Raw genomic sequence first — 15,348 nt, forward strand, 5'->3', positions numbered from 1 at the left:
TTGGAAAATAGAACCTCATATACAATCGTGGGCGCATTTGTTATGGCGTGTGTGTTTGCGCTTACAGCTTTCGTGTGGTGGATGCTAACTCGCACCGATACTAGGGAGACTTACAGATCGTATTATATCCACACCAAAGAGCTTCCGACTGGAATTCGCGAGAATTCAGATGTCAAATTTATCGGCGTAAATGCTGGAATCATCAAAAAAATAGATTTTGTCGATATCGAAAATGCAATAATCGAAATCGAAGTATCGCTTAAAAGCAAACTCCCTATCTCGCGAGATAGTATCGCCAAGGTCGAAACGCAAGGCATTAGTGGAATTTCGTTTTTAAATATCACAAAGGGAAGTGGCGAGCTATTTAGCGAAAATGAAGAAAGGCCAATCATCGAGCTAGATAAAACTTTGCTTGATAAAATCGGCTCCAAAGCAGAAGTTATCACAGATAGTGTAGGGCAGATGATATTTAAAATCAACTCGCTTTTATCGCAAGATAATATGAAAAAAGTCGATGAAATTTTAACTTCGCTTAATAAATTTAGCGCCGAACTTAGCGATGAGAAGAAATTTAACGAACTAAACGCATTAATGGCGAATTTCAACACCCTAATGACGAATTTAAACGAAAGAGAGCACGAATTAGACGAAATTTTGGATAAATTTAATGCTTTTGCCAGCAGTGCGACGCGCCTTTCAAATTCGCTCGAAAAAACAAGTCAGATTATGGCAAAGCGCGTAGAGCGGGGCGAATACAATCTCAAAGCCATACTAGATCCTACCCTAAACGAGGCCAAAACCACGCTAACCGAGTTTAACAAGGCTTTGCGAGAATTTCAAGGCGCGATGTTTAGGCTAGAAGAAAATCCGTATGAATTCTTTTTTAGAGATACCAAAAAGGACTGAAAATGAGAAAAATTTTATGCGTTTTTAGCGCAGTTTTGGCGGGAGCTTTGCTAGGAGGCTGTTTGGCAAAGAGTGCCAAGCCATATACTTATTACGAGCTTAAATACGACCACAAACACTGCGCCGCGAAGTCAAATTCACGCAAAAATATCTATATCGAGAGTGTAACTGCGACAAATTTAGTCGATAGACGCGATATTTTAATCGTGGATTGGAAATCTCGCACAAGATACGCAAGCGACGCTAAATATATCACAATGCCAAGCGAAATGCTCTATAAAGCCCTAATCGACGCGGCGTTTTCGACATGCGCGCTAAATCCGATTTTTGTGCCACAAGAGAGAGATTTGCGCCTAAAAACCACGCTTATCACGCTTCAAGTCGATGGCGATCACGCTAAAATCACGATTGGCTACGAGTTTTTAAACGCTGTGCAAAGCATAAAATCTGGCGTGATTACAAAGCGAGTTTTCGTGCCAGATCCAAGCTCACAAAGCATTTATAACGCGACAAATTCGGCGTTAAATTTGGCAATTGATGAAATTTTAAAGGCAATTCAATGATAGTAGGATTAGAAGGAATCATCACGCACAAAGAGCCCACTAAATGCGTGATAAAATGCGCTAGTGGCGTAAGTTATGCTGTGGCGATTTCGCTAGGGTGCGGCGCTAGGGTAGAGCGGGGCGAGAAGGTGGAATTTTTGATAACTCAGATTATCAGAGAGGACGCAAATTTGCTCTATGGATTTTTGGAGCCAAAAGAGAAAAATATGTTTGAAATGCTAATCAAGCTAAGCGGAATAGGGGCTAGCACGGCAATGGCTGTGTGCTCATCGCTTAGCGCAGAGAGCTTTTCTCGCGCGATTATCACAGGCGATAGCGCGCTACTAACGAGCGTGCCAGGAATCGGCCCAAAGACAGCTAGGCGCATAATCGCCGAGCTAGGGGACGCGAAATTAATGGAGTTTGGCGAGAGCGAAGTGTATAAATCAGAGGCGATGAGCGCGCTTGAAAGTTTAGGCTTCAAACGCGATAGAATCAGTAAAATTTTGCTTGATTGCGTCAGCACAAATACGGCTGATTTGATCAAAGAGGCATTGAAAAAACTAGCATAAATTTAAAATTTACAAGGAGAAATAATGAAATACGGTATAGTTTTTGGTGGTCAAAGTTACGAACACGAGATTAGTATAATCTCTGCAATCGCGGTCAAAGACGCGTTAAAGGGCGAGAATTTGGCGTTTGTTTTTTGCGACAAAGATAGGAGATTTTTCTTAATCGAAGAGAAAAATATGCGCGCAGTGTATTTCAAAAACGGCGAATACACAAAATCAAAAGAGCTAAATATCTCAAACGGCGGATTTTATATGAGCGGGGGTATGTTTGGCAAAAAAAGCATGCTTGAAGTGAGCGTTTATGTGAATTTGATCCATGGTTGCGACGGCGAGGATGGAAAATTCGCAAGCCTTTTTGAGTTTTTCTCAATCCCTTATATCGGCCCTAGAATCGAGGCTAGCGTGCTAAGCTACAACAAAATTTTAACCAAATACCTAGCGCAAATCGCAGGTGTAAAAACCGTGCCATTTGAAATCGTCAATCGCAACAGCTTGCCGAATTTCAACTTCCCAGTCATCATCAAACCCGCTCATTTGGGTTCTAGTATCGGTATTGGCATAGCAAAATCAGAAAAAGAGTTTGACTACTGCATAGATAAGGTCTATGAGCTAGATGATAGCGCAATCGTCGAGCCATATATGGAAAATATCAAAGAATACAACCTAGCAGGGGCTAAAATCGACGGCAAAATCGAATATTCCTTCATCGAAGAGCCGAAAAAAGAGGGATATTTGGATTTTGGTAGAAAATACCTTGACTTTTCGCGCACTGGCGTGGTCGAAGAGGCGCAAATCGGTATGTCAGTCGAGGATAAGATGAAAGACGCGTTTGCCAAGCTTTATAATGTCGGTGGATTTGAGGGGGCGCTGATTAGGTGTGATTTTTTCGTGCAAAATAACGAAGTGTATCTAAACGAGATAAATCCAAATCCAGGAAGTATGGCAAACTACCTATTTAGCGACTTTGCAGAGGTTTTGAGCAAGCTAGCTACTTCGCTTCCGGCGGCTAAGGAAATTCCGATTTCGTATGATTTGATAACAAAAATTTCAGCGAATAAATAAGCTAAATTTAAAAATTTTACGCTAAATTTTGCGTAAAATTTTACATAAGGATTGTTTATGTTAAATAAAGACGAAATTTACACAGCGACGGAAATGGCGAGAAATTTTAGCTCAATTTTAAAAAAACTAAATAGCCAAGAGATTAAAAAGGCTATGATTGTCAAAAATAATAAATTTGAGGCCGTAATGCTTAGCATGAGCGAATACGAGCGCCTAGAAAAGGCAGTCGAGCTACTCAAAGCGATTTATGGTAAAAAGGGTCAAGATGGCCAGTAAAACCATAAAATTTGGTGGCAACGAATACAAAATCAGCTACGAAATCGAAAATTTAAGCGTCGAGCCGTATATTTTGGTTTTGCACGGCTGGGGCGCGAAAAAAGAGCTTATGCAGAGGGTTTTCGAGGCGAAATTTTTCCCAAATTATAGGCTAGTTTTCGTAGATTTGCCCGGATTTGGCGCTAGCTCGCAACCAAAATTTGCGCTTACAAGCGAGGATTATGCGGGCATTATGCGTGAGTTTATCACTGCGCTTGGAGGCGCACCAGAGGCCATTATGGGGCATAGTTTTGGCGGCAAGGTCGCCACACTGCTTGCGCCAAAAAGGCTGATTTTGCTAAGCTCGGCTGGGATAATCGAGCCAAAGCCTTTGAAGGTGAGGGCGAAAATTGCGGTGTTTAAGTGCCTAAAATATATTGGGCTCGCGAAATTTTGGCGATTTTTTGCCAGCAAAGACGCTTCTGGTATGAGCGAAGAGATGTTTGGGACGCTAAAAAATGTGATTCGCGAGGATTTCGAGCCGATTTTTGCCGAGATTAAACTCGAAAAAACGCTGATTTTTTGGGGTATTAGCGATACAGCCACTGCGCTTGGTAGCGGAGAGAAAATCCACTCGCTCATCAAAAATAGCAAATTTTACCCGCTTGACGGGGATCACTTTTTTTTCATAAAACACGCGAAATTCATCGCAGATACAATCACGGCTGAATTCAAATAATCCAAATTTAGTTATTTCTCACTATTTGTCATCGCGAGCGAGCATTGCTCGCATGGCAAAGTGGATTTAAATTTGAAATTTTTACGCTTTCCATTGTCATTGCGAGGAGCAAGGCGACGAAGCAATCCAGAGAAATTTAAAGAAAATTTAAAATTTACTAAAATTTATCTAGAAATGATATTCGCAAAAGTGAAAACGAGAGGATACAACTATGATTTTACAAGCAATTATTGAAAAAGATGAACTTTAAAATAATGAGATCGGATATAAAAGTAAAAATGAAAATTGCAGTTTTCAATACTAAAAATAAAATTTAAAAATACATAAACCTAAAATGTAATCACGCTTCTAATTTTATATTAAATTTATTGCGCTATAATGCCTAGACCAATCAGATGAGAAAGGTTTGACATGCTTTTTGATATCAGTTTAATTGGCGATACAAAAAATTTATATTTAAAGCGGTTTGGTCGCTCGAACCTAAACGGCGTCCCGCACTACCTGAAATTCGACTTTTCTGCGATGTCTTTCGTCAAACTAAACAACAAACTTTCTATCAAATCCACAGGTTGCAAATCTGATTTGGACTACGGATTTTACCTCGTTTTCGAGGACAATAAATTTTTTATAAACAACAAAACCCACCTTTCCAAAAAAGAAATTTTTTATATGCTAAGCTATCTTTTTGATAAAATTTATGACAAAAATGTCAAATACCCGCGCGACAGCTTGCACGCAAAAATAAAAAAAACGATTGAATTTTTAAACAAAATTTACAATTTTACCAAAGAAAAAGACCATAAATTCAACATGCACGCGCAGTATCGCAATGTGTTTGTGGGGTGTTTGAGTATCGATCATCGCGAAAATTTGGCGCAAAATTTAGTTTAAATTTCATTGAAAATTGTGAAATTTGGCTTACAAATTTACCGAGTTTTTACCCAAATTTATTAAAATTATGAATTATATATATGATAAAGGTTTGATATGCTTTTCGATGTTGTAATAATCGGCGATAACAAAAATTTATATTTAAAGCAATTTGGTGGGCGTTCGAATTTCAGGGGCGTTCCGAACTATTTTCAATTCGATTTCAACGAAATGAAATTCGTGCAAATCAAAGAGAAAATTTATGTCAAATTTGACTACAACGAAACCGAGCAAAACACCGATCCTAACTATGGTTTTGTGTTGATTTTCGACGAAAAAGAGTTTTTCAAAAACAAGCAAAATTTAACGCGAAAAGAGGCGTTTATCTTGCTGAATTATATTTTTAACAAAATGTATAGCAAAGATGTCAAGTATCCGCGCGACAGCCTACATTTCAGGATAAAAAAGGCGATTGATTTATACAAGGCCGTCTATAAGGACGATGATTTCGACGGATACAACCTCCACGCCCAATACCGCAATCTCTACGCCGGACAGATAAGTATCGACAAAAGAGAGCGAACGCTCGGCGCAGCGGAATAGTCCGCGTTGCGAGATTTTGCGAGATAAAATTTATAAATTTAAACGCCAAAAACGGCGTTTAAATTTAAAATTCACTCTCTACTGCCATAGCCCATTTATCAGCCCTATTTTTCCAGTTTTCATCACCTTTGAAATCAATAGTTAGACCTAGAAATTTCCCATTTACAAATGCCCTTGAATAGCTAAAATTATATCCATCGGCATCTGTTAGCCCTACGAGTTTTGCGTTGCGCAATATCGGCAAAAACGCACTAAGCCCACTACAAAAATCATCGCCGTGTCGTTCGCAGTTTCCCACGCCCACGAGCCCGACAGGTTTGCCCTTTAAATCAATGCTGTTTAATAGCTCTAATTTGTTTTCAAAATTTGCGAAAATTTGCCCCTGAGCATGCGTAGAAACCGCTAAAATCAGCGCACTAGCCTCCTCGATATCTGCTTGGCAAATCTCTTTTGCGTCCATTATCTTAAAGTCTAGTTTTTCTGCGATATACTCAGCCACAGCCTTTGTATCGCCACTTTTTGAGGCATAAACTAACAATTTTGACATAATTCTCTCCTTTTGTAAAAATTTATTTTAAATGCAAATTTGGATAATCAAAAAGCAAAACTTTCCCGCTATGCTCGCTAATCTCGGCGAAATTTTCAGCTTCAAATTCTAGTCCGAAAATCGCACAAGTTGGAAATTTTTCGATTACTGAGTTGCTGAAATACTCGCACACTGCGCCGATTGTGGGGTTGTGGCCCACTATGAAAACCACTTTGTATTTTTCATCGAGCATGCGCACAAACTCTGCTAGCTCTCGCGCGCTAATGTCGTAAAGCTCTTTTTTTTCTTTTAAAATATCTTTGGCGCCAATATTTTTGGCTATGATTTTGGCGGTTTTTAGTGCGCGTTTGGCAGGGCTAGCGATGATGATATCAGGCATTATGCCCTCTTTTGCCAAAAGCTCCCCTAGCCTGCCTGCGTCATCTTCGCCCTTTTGGCTTAGTTTGCGCTCGAAATCTGTCTGTGCGAAAGCCTCGGCTTTGGCGTGTCTGATAAAATAAATTTGTTTCATAAATTTCCTTTTCGTATAATTTTACGCAAAATTTTACAAAATTTTAAATTTTTGTTGTATCTTGCCGAATCCAAACCCTGCCCCAAACCCTATCAAATGCGCATACCATGCTACATTTGAAGCTAGCAAAAGCGGAGCAAAGCTAATAAGCGCAACCATAGCCAAAACGCTTTTTAAATTTTGCCTCTCATAGCACAAAATCACGCCCAAAAGCGCGCAAATTACGCCACTTGCGCCGATTAAATTTATATTTTGTCCCATAAATTTGTAAGCGCAAAAAATGTAAATCAGGCAGATTAAATTTGTAAAAATTCCAAGCCCGAAATATAAAATCGTAAATTTAACACTACCGAAAAATCGCTCTAAAATAGAGCCGAACTGATACAGCACAGCCATATTCATCGCCAAATGCGCAATTCCAGCGTGCATGAAAAATGATGATAAAATTTGCCAAAAAAATCCGTCAAAAAATAGCAAATTTAGCCCCAAATACGCGCCCAAATTTGGGATTAAATTTGCTAGGACAAAAAGCACGCAGTTTGCGATGATGATAGCTAGCGTGACCTTGCCTGCCTGCCCGAAATTCGCCCTTTGTCCGAAATTTGCCATTTGCATAAATTTCCTAAATTTATTGTTTTACGCGACCATATCCTGCGAAGCGATTTGAAGCTAGGCAAGAAACTTTGTTGCTTCCGCAGCGCACGATATAGCTATTTTCGATTTTTTTGCCGTTTTTGTGAGTATTTTTTTTGTTTAAATTTACAAAATCGACCTTGTTTCTACCGCGCGAATTATGCACGAATTTTATCCTGCCGTCTGCGTAAATTTCGCGGATCACGCCGATATGGCTGATTTCGTTATTTATGCGTTTTTTGTTTGATTGAAGGGTGTTTTGGAAAAATATCAAATCCCCTACTCGCGGGTTTTTGTGCGCGATTAGGTCGCGTTTTTTGTAGTAATTATAAATCGCTTGTGATTTTCTGCCGTTTGTGAAATACTTAGGCAGCTCTTTTGAGTTGAAAAAAATCTCTTTGTTTTTAGAATTTAGCGCTGTGATAAACCCGCTACAATCCCCGCCTACCTTGGTTCCGGTGTATTTATCGACCCATGAAATTAGCGTAGCGTTGTAGGTATTTCCTGGGATTTGCGATGAGCCAGAGTTATCTTCATAAACCTCATAATCCCCTTGCGTAGTGGGGTTTGCAGGCGATGAAAACGGAGCCAGCCACGAGCAGCCACTCATCAAAAACGCCCCTAAAAATAAAGCAAAAATTTTTTTCATAAACTACCTTAAAAAATACAAAATGTGTTTTCATTTTAGCAACCAAATGTAATAAAATAGTAATTTTAAAGCAAATTTATGTATAATCACGGCGAAATTTTTGCAATCAAAACGGAGAGAAAATGCACTATTTACAAATCAAAGGCGAAGCCAAGCTTAGTGGCGAAATAAAAATCTCAGGCGCCAAAAACGCGGCATTACCGCTAATCGCGCTAATTATACTATCCAAAAACCCAGTCACAATTAAAAATTTACCAGATGTTTCAGATATCAAAACCCTAATCCAGCTTTTGGCAAATTTAGGCGCAAAATGCGAGTATCTAGACGCTCACACCGCCATAATTGATCCAAGAGGGATAAACTCAACTAAGGCAGTTTATGACATCGTGCGCAAAATGCGCGCTTCGATTTTAGTTCTTGGTCCATTGTTAGCGCGTTTTGGTAAGGCAGAAGTTAGCATGCCAGGCGGATGTGCGATAGGGGCAAGGCCGATTGATTTGCACCTAAAAGCAGTCGAAAAAATGGGCGCACAGGTAAAAATCGAAGAAGGCTATGTCGTGTGCGAGGGCGCATTAAAGGGTGCGAATATTTCGTTTGATAAAATCACCGTTACAGGCACCGAAAATGTCGTAATGGCGGCCGCGTTAGCGCATGGGGAGACTTGCATAATCAACGCCGCCAAAGAACCAGAGGTCGTGGCTGTGTGCGAAGCCCTAGCCAGTGCTGGCGTAAAAATCGAAGGAATCGGCACTGACGAGCTTAAAATCACAGGCACAGCGGGCGAACTTTTAAATATCAATAAAATCACTGTAATCCCCGATCGTATCGAGGCTGGGACATATCTATGCGCTGGGGCGATAACGAACTCAAAAATTAGCGTTACAAGCGTAAATCCTGCGCATTTGGGCGCTGTGCTAGCGAAATTTGAGGATATGGGATTTAAATTTGAAATTTCAGGCAGCGGTAACGACTCTAAAATCACCATTTTGCCAGCAGACGAAATCAAAGCGACCAAAATCATCACTACCGAATACCCAGGCTTTCCAACCGATATGCAAGCGCAGTTTATGGCGCTAACCTGCGTCGCGCAGGGCACTAGCACGGTCGAGGAAAGGCTGTTTGAAAATCGCTTTATGCATGTGAGCGAACTAAACCGCATGGGCGCAGATATCAAATTAAACGGCAATATCGCTACAATCAATGGTGGCAAACTCGCAGGCGCAGATGTCATGGCGACGGATTTGCGCGCTAGCTCGGCTCTTGTTTTAGCTGCTCTTGCAGCAAGTGGCATTACGCGCGTGCATCGCATATATCACTTAGACCGCGGATATGAGAGCTTGGAGGCTAAATTTAGCGCACTAGGCGCGCAAATTCTAAGGCTAGAAGAATGATTGATATAAACACTGCGCTGGAGTTGATTTTTAGGCAAAATTTAGGTCTTTTTGGCGAAAAAAAGATTGAAATTTCACGCTCTCTTGGGGCTATTTTAGCGCAAGATATAAAAGCGCGAAAAAATGTGCCAAGCTTCGATAATAGCGCACTTGATGGCTATGCGTATAACAGCGAAAAAATCGGCGAGAGTTTGCAAATCGTAGAGCCAACTATCTTTGCTGGTGATCAAAAATTTTATGAAATTTCGCCAAATCAAGCGCAAAAAATAATGACAGGCGCACCTATGCCAAAGGGCGCAAACAGCGTGCTTCGCGTAGAGGACGCGTACATTAAGGACGGGTTTTTGCAAATTCCAGCTATCGCAAAAGCAGGCGATGGACTTCGCAAAATGGGCGAGGAAGTGCGCGAGGGCGAGGTGTTACTTAGCGCAGGAGAGCGGATAAATGCTGCTAAAATCATGCTTTTAGCAGCGCAAGGCATAAATGAAATCCCCGTACGCACCACGCCAAAAATCGCCGTGCTTTCGAGTGGCGATGAGTTAAAAGAGCCGTGGGAAAGCGCAAATGAGCGCGAAATTTACAACGCAAACGCAAGTGGAATTTGCGCACTTTTGCAGAGTGAAAATTTCGCAAACGACTATCTTGGAATTATCAAAGACGAAGCGGACGCAGTGCGAGAAGCCCTAAAAAACGCAGCGCAAAGCTATGATGTGATAATCACAAGCGGTGGGGCAAGTATGGGCGAGGCTGATTTCATGGCGCAAATTTTGTGCGAGCTTGGATTTAGCCCAGTGTTTGAGCATATCGACATAAAGCCAGGAAAGCCGATTAAATGCTACCATGCGGGCAAAAAGCTTGTTTTTGTAATGCCAGGAAACCCGCTAGCGGCGTTTATTCTAGCAAAAATCATAATCTTACCGGTGCTTAAAAAAATGGTTGGTGAAAATTTTAAGGCGCGTGAAATTTTAGCCAAATTTAATGGTGAGCTAAAATTTCGCCCAAATCGCATAAATTTAAGCCTAGGCGTGTATGAAAACGGCTATTTTACGCCGATAAAATCAAACTCGGCTATGATTAAGCCACTATGCGGGGCGACGCATTTTATGCTTTCAAAATTTGAGCAATGCGAGCAAAAAAATGGCGAAATTGTAAAAATTTATGAAATTTAAGCAAAATGGTATTGACAAATGAGAAATTTTAAGCTAAAATCCAAGTTCTTTTTTACTTCGTGCGGGAATAGCTCAGTGGTAGAGCGCAACCTTGCCATGGTTGATGTCGCGAGTTCGACTCTCGTTTCCCGCTCCACTTTTTTAAATCCAAATCAAAAAGTTTGCTTATGAAAATCCTAGTTTGTGTAAGCGGTGCTAGTTTTTGCGAAATTGGGTTAAATTTAATCAAATTTTTATCGACCACGCCAAACGAAATTTACGCAATCATAAGCGAAAATGCAAAAGTCGTCTTAAAATCCGAAAATAATATAAATTTTGCAAATTTCATTAACGAAAATCAAGCTGTGAAATTCTTCGATGATAGCGATATCGGCGCGAGTGTGGCGTCTGGTTCGTTTGGCATAGATGCTACGATTTTTGCCCCCTGCTCTATCAACTCATTAGCGAAAATTCACGCAGGTATCGCCGATACTCTTAGCACTCGCGCAGCAGCCGTCGCGCTAAAAGAGCGCAAAAAACTAATCCTTGGCGTGCGCGAAATGCCCCTTTCGCCTATTTCGCTTCGTTCAATGAGCGAGTTAGCAAATCTCGGCGTCATCATCGCTCCGCCCATTATCGGCGGATACAGCGGTGCGAAAAATTTAGAAGATATGCAAAATTTCATAATCGGCAAATGGTGCGACGCTATGGGCGTGGCAAACAATCTCTTTAAAAGGTGGCAAAAATGAGAAAATGTATCTATCCTGGTACTTTTGATCCTATCACAAATGGTCATTTAGATGTAATCAAACGCGCGCTCGGGCTTTTTGACGAGGTCGTCGTCGCAATCGCGCTTAGCGAGAGCAAAAGCCCTTGTTTTTCGCTAGAAAAGCGCTTAGAGATGACAAGGCTTGCCCTTAGCGATCTAAAAAATGTCAAAGTTGAGCCGTTTTCGAACCTGCTAGTCGATTTCGCTAAATCACACGGCACGAATTTTTGCATTAGGGGACTGCGCGCGGTGAGCGATTTCGAATACGAATTACAGCTTAGCTACACAAATACATCGTTATGGAATAAATTTGAGAGTGTGTTTTTGATGCCAAGCCTGAAAAACGCCTTTATTTCGAGCTCTATGGTTCGCACGATACTGCGCCACGACGGCGATGTTTCGCAGTTTGTGCCAAAGCAAATTTTGCCACTGCTTAAAAAGGAAAATTGATGTTTGTAGCCTTCGAAGGGATTGACGGAGTTGGCAAAAGCACGCAAATATCGCGCCTAGCAGAAATTTATCCTGGTGCGATAGTTACCAAAGAACCGGGTGCTACGAGGTTTGGCGAAATTTTGCGTAGTATAATTTTAAACGAAAATTTCAAATTTAACGGCGATAATCACATAAATTTAGGTCAAATTTGCGGAAGTATCTCAAAAACTGCCGAGATGTTTTTGTTTTTAGCTGATCGCGCCGAGCACCATGAGAAGGTTATTTTGCCAAATTCGCACAATCTAATCCTAAGTGATAGAAGCTTCATCTCAGGTATCGCTTACGCCCTAGCCAACGATGAAAACGCTAAATTTGACGAGCTTGTAATGCTAAATAAAATCGCGCTTGGTGGTGAAATTTATGGTAAATTTGTATTTTTTGAGATTGGTAAAGATGATTTGATTTCTAGGCTAAATACTCGCGCGGGATACGATAAAATCGAGCTTCGTGGCGTGGAGTATCTGCTTAGGGTGCAAGAAAAGATAAAATTTACCTTACAAAAGCTAAAATTAAATTTTTTAATCGTCAATGCAAACGATGATATTGATAAAATAACAAAAAAAATAAAGGAATTTATAGATGATTAAAGCACTGCGTGGTATGAACGACCTAATGGGCTATGAAGCCGAACTTTTCGCAAAAATCGTGCGTGTGTGTGAAAGTGTGGCGAGGAATTATGGATTTGAGCTAATCGAAACCCCAAAACTCGAACAAACTGCCCTATTTCGCCGAAGCGTGGGCGAGAGTAGCGATATAGTCGGCAAAGAAATGTATGAGTTTAGCGATAAAAGTGGCGATAGCGTCTGCTTGCGCCCAGAGGGCACGGCTGGGGTCGTTCGCTCATTTATCGAGAATAAATTTGACAAGGCTGGTGGCGTGCGCAAATTTTACTACACCGGCTCGATGTTTCGCTACGAACGCCCGCAACGAGGCAGACTACGCGAATTTCACCAATTTGGCGTAGAGTGTTTTGGCGAGGGAAGCGTGTATGAGGACGCGAGCGTGATTTTGCTTTTAGCCGAAATTTTGCGCAAACTAGGCGTAAAAACCACGCTCAAACTAAACTCCCTGGGCGATAGCTCGTGCATGCCAGAGTATAAAAACAAACTAATCAAATTTTTAAATGAGCGCGAGGATAGGCTTTGCGAGGATTGCAAAAGGCGCATTATCACAAACCCAATCCGCGTGCTTGATTGCAAAAACGAAGCCTGCCAAAGCGAGCTCGCCACCGCTCCGCTAATCACCGATAATCTAAGCGATGAGTGTAAAGGCGAATTTGAAAAATTGCAAGAAATTTTGCTTGCAAATGGGCTAAATTTCGAAATCGACAAACGATTGGTTAGAGGGCTAGATTATTACTGCAAAACCGCATTTGAGTTCGTCAGCAGTGAGCTTGGCGCACAAAGCGCAGTCGGTGGCGGCGGCAGATACGATAGACTAGTCGAGTTTTTGGGTGGCAAAAGCACATTTGGCGTGGGTTTTGCGATAGGAATTGAAAGGCTAATCGAAATTTTAAAATTAAAAGAAACCCCTAACTCTCGCAATGGAATTTACATCGGCGCAATGGACGAAGCAATCGTGCCTTGTGCGTTTGCTATCGGACAAAAACTGCGCGCAATCACCAAAACTCATATCGCATACGAGCCAAAAAATTTACAAAAACACCTAAAAAGCGCAGATTCAAAAATGGCTAAATTTTGCCTATGTATCGGCGAAGATGAGTTTAAAAACGCTAGCGTATGGTGCAAAAATTTAGAGGATAAAAGCCAAGACATGGTTAAATTTAACGAAATCGAAGACTTTTTTAAGGATAGAGTATGAACGATTATGGACTAAATATTTGGGGAAATTCAAATTTCGTCATTGATTCTGGCAAGTTGTGCGTGAATTCTGACTTCAAACAGCCTCTTGTCGATATGGTTAAAGAAATCAGGGCTGATGGCATTAGAGGCCCTATTTTGCTTCGTTTTCCGCACCTTATCAAAAAACAAATTGTCGAAATTTACTCGAATTTCAACCGCGCGATAAAAGAATTTGACTACAAAGGCAAATTTAACGCCGTCTATCCGCTCAAAGTAAATCAATTCCCAGGATTTGTGAAAAATTTGGTCGAAATCGGCAAGCCTTACGGGTATGGCTTGGAGGCTGGATCTAAGCCAGAATTGCTTCTAGCCATGGCGTATAATAACGACAACGCGCCAATCACCGTAAATGGCTTTAAGGACAAAGAGCTTATCAATATCGGCTTTATCGCCGCTGAGATGGGGCATAATATCACGCTTACAATCGAGGGGCTAAACGAGCTAAAAACCATAATCGAAACCGCCAAAGAGCGCTTTGCGCCAAAGCCATTTATCGGGCTTCGCATAAGGCTTCATAACTCAGGTAGCGGAATTTGGGTCAAAAGTGGCGGAATAAACTCCAAATTTGGCCTTACTTCGACCGAGTTAATCGAGGCTGTAAATTTGCTCAAAAAAAATAATCTAATCGAGCAATTTACGATGATTCATTTCCATATCGGTTCGCAAATCACTGAAATTCACCCGCTCAAAAAGGCGTTAGTCGAGGCTGGAAACATCTACGCCGAACTTCGCAAAATGGGCGCTATAAATCTAAATTCGATAAATTTAGGCGGTGGTTTGGCGATAGAATATTCGCAAGTGAAGGAAAATTTCAGCAGAAATTACACCCTCAAAGAATACGCAAACGATGTTGTTTTCCTTTTAAAATCAATCGCACAGGATAAGAACGAGGTTGAACCAAACATTTTCATCGAAAGTGGCCGTTATGTCGCAGCTAGCCACGCTGTGCTGGTCGCGCCTGTTTTGGAGCTTTTTACCCAAGAATACACAGAGGCCAAACTGGCTTTGAAAAAGGAAAATCCGCCAGTCATCACCGAGCTTTACGATCTTTATACTTCGTTAAAGCCCTCAAACGCCCTTGAATACCTGCATGACGCTATGGCGCACATGGAAAGCGTGCTGACGCTATTTGATTTGGGCTATGTAGATCTCACAGATCGCTCAAATGGCGAAATTTTGGTGCATCTAGTCGTGCGCAAGGCTTATGCGCTTTTGGGAAATAAGCAAGAGTATGGAAATTTCTTAAATTCACTCGGAAACGCGCAAGAGCGGTATTTGGTAAATTTCTCACTTTTCCAATCCTTGCCTGATTTTTGGGGCATTAAACAGCATTTCCCAGTCATGCCACTCGAACACCTCGACGAGCGCGCTACGCTTTCAGCTACGCTGTGGGATATCACCTGCGATAGCGACGGCGAGATTACATTTGATAAAGAGCATAATCCTTTGTTTTTGCACGATATCGACCCAGAAGAAGAAGAGTATTTCCTCGGATTTTTCTTAGTCGGGGCGTATCAAGAGGTGCTTGGTATGAATCACAACCTCTTCGCTCACCCAAATGAGGCAACCGTGATTTTAAAAGACGGCGGATTTGAGATTACGGATTTTATCGAGTCGCAATCTGTCATTGATATTTTAGATGATATGGATTATGATGTAGTCGATATCAGAGAGAGCCTAAATGAACGAATCGCAAACTCGCCATTGCTTTCAGAAAAAGAGAAAAAGCATGTCCTAGGCGAGCTGTATTTGTTCCTAAACGATAATAGCTATTTAAAAACTATCCAATAAGGCGGG

19 protein-coding genes and 1 tRNA gene are annotated in these 15,348 nt (G+C 41.3%); 16 read left to right on the forward strand and 4 right to left on the reverse strand.

Features of this window, described 5'->3' with window-relative positions; translation table 11 throughout:
- The 8 genes from OFN73_RS00055 to OFN73_RS00090 all read left to right on the forward strand — a co-directional run bounded on the left by OFN73_RS00055 (window position 1) and on the right by OFN73_RS00090 (window position 5,549).
- A complete protein-coding gene (locus OFN73_RS00055; RefSeq protein ID WP_270861680.1) occupies window positions 1-906 on the forward strand; it encodes an MlaD family protein in 906 nt (301 codons plus the stop codon).
- A 2-nt stretch (window positions 907-908) separates the two neighbouring features.
- Window positions 909-1,469, forward strand: coding sequence for a hypothetical protein (locus tag OFN73_RS00060; RefSeq protein ID WP_270861681.1), 561 nt, complete (start codon window positions 909-911; stop codon window positions 1,467-1,469).
- Window positions 1,466-2,020, forward strand: a complete 555-nt coding sequence (ruvA, locus tag OFN73_RS00065; RefSeq protein ID WP_270861682.1) for a Holliday junction branch migration protein RuvA — start codon at window positions 1,466-1,468, stop codon at window positions 2,018-2,020. Before OFN73_RS00060 ends, ruvA begins: the two co-directional genes overlap by 4 nt.
- Window positions 2,021-2,044: 24 nt before the next feature.
- Entirely contained in the window at window positions 2,045-3,082 is a 1,038-nt protein-coding gene (locus OFN73_RS00070; protein ID WP_270861683.1) for a D-alanine--D-alanine ligase, read from the forward strand.
- Between the two features lie 51 nt (window positions 3,083-3,133).
- Window positions 3,134-3,358 (forward strand): prevent-host-death protein, encoded by a 225-nt coding sequence (locus tag OFN73_RS00075; RefSeq protein WP_442867895.1) that lies wholly within the window; start codon window positions 3,134-3,136, stop codon window positions 3,356-3,358.
- The gene (locus OFN73_RS00080) at window positions 3,348-4,076 is read left to right on the forward strand and encodes an alpha/beta fold hydrolase (protein WP_270861684.1); all 729 of its coding nucleotides are present in this window, start codon (window positions 3,348-3,350) and stop codon (window positions 4,074-4,076) included. The genes OFN73_RS00075 and OFN73_RS00080 overlap by 11 nt, the downstream gene beginning before the upstream one ends.
- Window positions 4,077-4,487: 411 nt before the next feature.
- Window positions 4,488-4,967: a hypothetical protein gene (locus tag OFN73_RS00085; protein WP_270861685.1), complete on the forward strand. Its 480-nt coding sequence runs from the start codon at window positions 4,488-4,490 to the stop codon at window positions 4,965-4,967.
- 96 nt (window positions 4,968-5,063) lie between these two features.
- Window positions 5,064-5,549, forward strand: coding sequence for a hypothetical protein (locus OFN73_RS00090; protein WP_270861686.1), 486 nt, complete (start codon window positions 5,064-5,066; stop codon window positions 5,547-5,549).
- Between the two features lie 64 nt (window positions 5,550-5,613).
- Here the strand turns inward: OFN73_RS00090 and OFN73_RS00095 are convergent, their stop codons facing one another.
- From OFN73_RS00095 to OFN73_RS00110, 4 genes are read right to left on the reverse strand one after another with little or no spacing between them, the layout of a single operon-like run.
- Window positions 5,614-6,096, reverse strand: a complete 483-nt coding sequence (locus OFN73_RS00095; protein ID WP_270861687.1) for a flavodoxin domain-containing protein — start codon at window positions 6,094-6,096, stop codon at window positions 5,614-5,616.
- Window positions 6,097-6,118: 22 nt separating this feature from the next.
- Window positions 6,119-6,607, reverse strand: a complete 489-nt coding sequence (locus OFN73_RS00100) for a SixA phosphatase family protein (RefSeq protein ID WP_270861688.1) — start codon at window positions 6,605-6,607, stop codon at window positions 6,119-6,121.
- Between the two features lie 33 nt (window positions 6,608-6,640).
- Window positions 6,641-7,216: a rhomboid family intramembrane serine protease gene (locus tag OFN73_RS00105; RefSeq protein ID WP_270861689.1), complete on the reverse strand. Its 576-nt coding sequence runs from the start codon at window positions 7,214-7,216 to the stop codon at window positions 6,641-6,643.
- A gap of 19 nt (window positions 7,217-7,235) precedes the next feature.
- The gene (locus tag OFN73_RS00110; RefSeq protein WP_270861690.1) at window positions 7,236-7,889 is read right to left on the reverse strand and encodes an NlpC/P60 family protein; all 654 of its coding nucleotides are present in this window, start codon (window positions 7,887-7,889) and stop codon (window positions 7,236-7,238) included.
- Between the two features lie 122 nt (window positions 7,890-8,011).
- On the opposite strand from OFN73_RS00110, the gene murA reads away from it, so the two are divergent.
- From murA to speA, 8 genes are all read left to right on the forward strand, one after another.
- Window positions 8,012-9,280 (forward strand): UDP-N-acetylglucosamine 1-carboxyvinyltransferase, encoded by a 1,269-nt coding sequence (gene murA / locus OFN73_RS00115; RefSeq protein WP_270861691.1) that lies wholly within the window; start codon window positions 8,012-8,014, stop codon window positions 9,278-9,280.
- The gene (locus OFN73_RS00120) at window positions 9,277-10,449 is read left to right on the forward strand and encodes a molybdopterin molybdotransferase MoeA (RefSeq protein WP_270861692.1); all 1,173 of its coding nucleotides are present in this window, start codon (window positions 9,277-9,279) and stop codon (window positions 10,447-10,449) included. The genes murA and OFN73_RS00120 overlap by 4 nt, the downstream gene beginning before the upstream one ends.
- A 61-nt stretch (window positions 10,450-10,510) precedes the next feature.
- Window positions 10,511-10,585: transfer RNA gene (locus OFN73_RS00125), tRNA-Gly, on the forward strand.
- Window positions 10,586-10,616: 31 nt separating this feature from the next.
- Window positions 10,617-11,177, forward strand: a complete 561-nt coding sequence (locus OFN73_RS00130; RefSeq protein WP_270861693.1) for a UbiX family flavin prenyltransferase — start codon at window positions 10,617-10,619, stop codon at window positions 11,175-11,177.
- Window positions 11,174-11,647: a pantetheine-phosphate adenylyltransferase gene (coaD, locus tag OFN73_RS00135; protein ID WP_270861694.1), complete on the forward strand. Its 474-nt coding sequence runs from the start codon at window positions 11,174-11,176 to the stop codon at window positions 11,645-11,647. The genes OFN73_RS00130 and coaD overlap by 4 nt, the downstream gene beginning before the upstream one ends.
- Entirely contained in the window at window positions 11,647-12,276 is a 630-nt protein-coding gene (gene tmk, locus OFN73_RS00140) for a dTMP kinase (protein WP_270861695.1), read from the forward strand. Before coaD ends, tmk begins: the two co-directional genes overlap by 1 nt.
- Entirely contained in the window at window positions 12,269-13,510 is a 1,242-nt protein-coding gene (hisS, locus tag OFN73_RS00145) for a histidine--tRNA ligase (protein ID WP_270861696.1), read from the forward strand. The genes tmk and hisS overlap by 8 nt, the downstream gene beginning before the upstream one ends.
- Window positions 13,507-15,342: a biosynthetic arginine decarboxylase gene (speA, locus tag OFN73_RS00150; RefSeq protein ID WP_270861697.1), complete on the forward strand. Its 1,836-nt coding sequence runs from the start codon at window positions 13,507-13,509 to the stop codon at window positions 15,340-15,342. The genes hisS and speA overlap by 4 nt, the downstream gene beginning before the upstream one ends.
- Window positions 15,343-15,348: the final 6 nt, after the last annotated feature.

It is taken from the genome of Campylobacter sp. JMF_14 EL1 (assembly GCF_027737585.1).
GTDB lineage: Bacteria > Campylobacterota > Campylobacteria > Campylobacterales > Campylobacteraceae > Campylobacter_B.

Bases quoted from the DNA above. Each gene is read 5' to 3' on its own strand.
- hisS (WP_270861696.1), top strand. From the start codon at position 12,269: ATGATTAAAGCACTGCGTGGTATGAACGACCTAATGGGCTATGAAGCC.
- OFN73_RS00085 (WP_270861685.1), top strand. From the start codon at position 4,488: ATGCTTTTTGATATCAGTTTAATTGGCGATACAAAAAATTTATATTTA.
- OFN73_RS00120 (WP_270861692.1), top strand. From the start codon at position 9,277: ATGATTGATATAAACACTGCGCTGGAGTTGATTTTTAGGCAAAATTTA.
- coaD (WP_270861694.1), top strand. From the start codon at position 11,174: ATGAGAAAATGTATCTATCCTGGTACTTTTGATCCTATCACAAATGGT.
- OFN73_RS00080 (WP_270861684.1), top strand. From the start codon at position 3,348: ATGGCCAGTAAAACCATAAAATTTGGTGGCAACGAATACAAAATCAGC.
- murA (WP_270861691.1), top strand. From the start codon at position 8,012: ATGCACTATTTACAAATCAAAGGCGAAGCCAAGCTTAGTGGCGAAATA.
- tmk (WP_270861695.1), top strand. From the start codon at position 11,647: ATGTTTGTAGCCTTCGAAGGGATTGACGGAGTTGGCAAAAGCACGCAA.
- ruvA (WP_270861682.1), top strand. From the start codon at position 1,466: ATGATAGTAGGATTAGAAGGAATCATCACGCACAAAGAGCCCACTAAA.
- speA (WP_270861697.1), top strand. From the start codon at position 13,507: ATGAACGATTATGGACTAAATATTTGGGGAAATTCAAATTTCGTCATT.
- OFN73_RS00100 (WP_270861688.1), bottom strand. From the start codon at position 6,607: ATGAAACAAATTTATTTTATCAGACACGCCAAAGCCGAGGCTTTCGCA.
- OFN73_RS00130 (WP_270861693.1), top strand. From the start codon at position 10,617: ATGAAAATCCTAGTTTGTGTAAGCGGTGCTAGTTTTTGCGAAATTGGG.
- OFN73_RS00090 (WP_270861686.1), top strand. From the start codon at position 5,064: ATGCTTTTCGATGTTGTAATAATCGGCGATAACAAAAATTTATATTTA.
- OFN73_RS00095 (WP_270861687.1), bottom strand. From the start codon at position 6,096: ATGTCAAAATTGTTAGTTTATGCCTCAAAAAGTGGCGATACAAAGGCT.
- OFN73_RS00105 (WP_270861689.1), bottom strand. From the start codon at position 7,216: ATGGCAAATTTCGGACAAAGGGCGAATTTCGGGCAGGCAGGCAAGGTC.
- OFN73_RS00110 (WP_270861690.1), bottom strand. From the start codon at position 7,889: ATGAAAAAAATTTTTGCTTTATTTTTAGGGGCGTTTTTGATGAGTGGC.
- OFN73_RS00060 (WP_270861681.1), top strand. From the start codon at position 909: ATGAGAAAAATTTTATGCGTTTTTAGCGCAGTTTTGGCGGGAGCTTTG.
- OFN73_RS00070 (WP_270861683.1), top strand. From the start codon at position 2,045: ATGAAATACGGTATAGTTTTTGGTGGTCAAAGTTACGAACACGAGATT.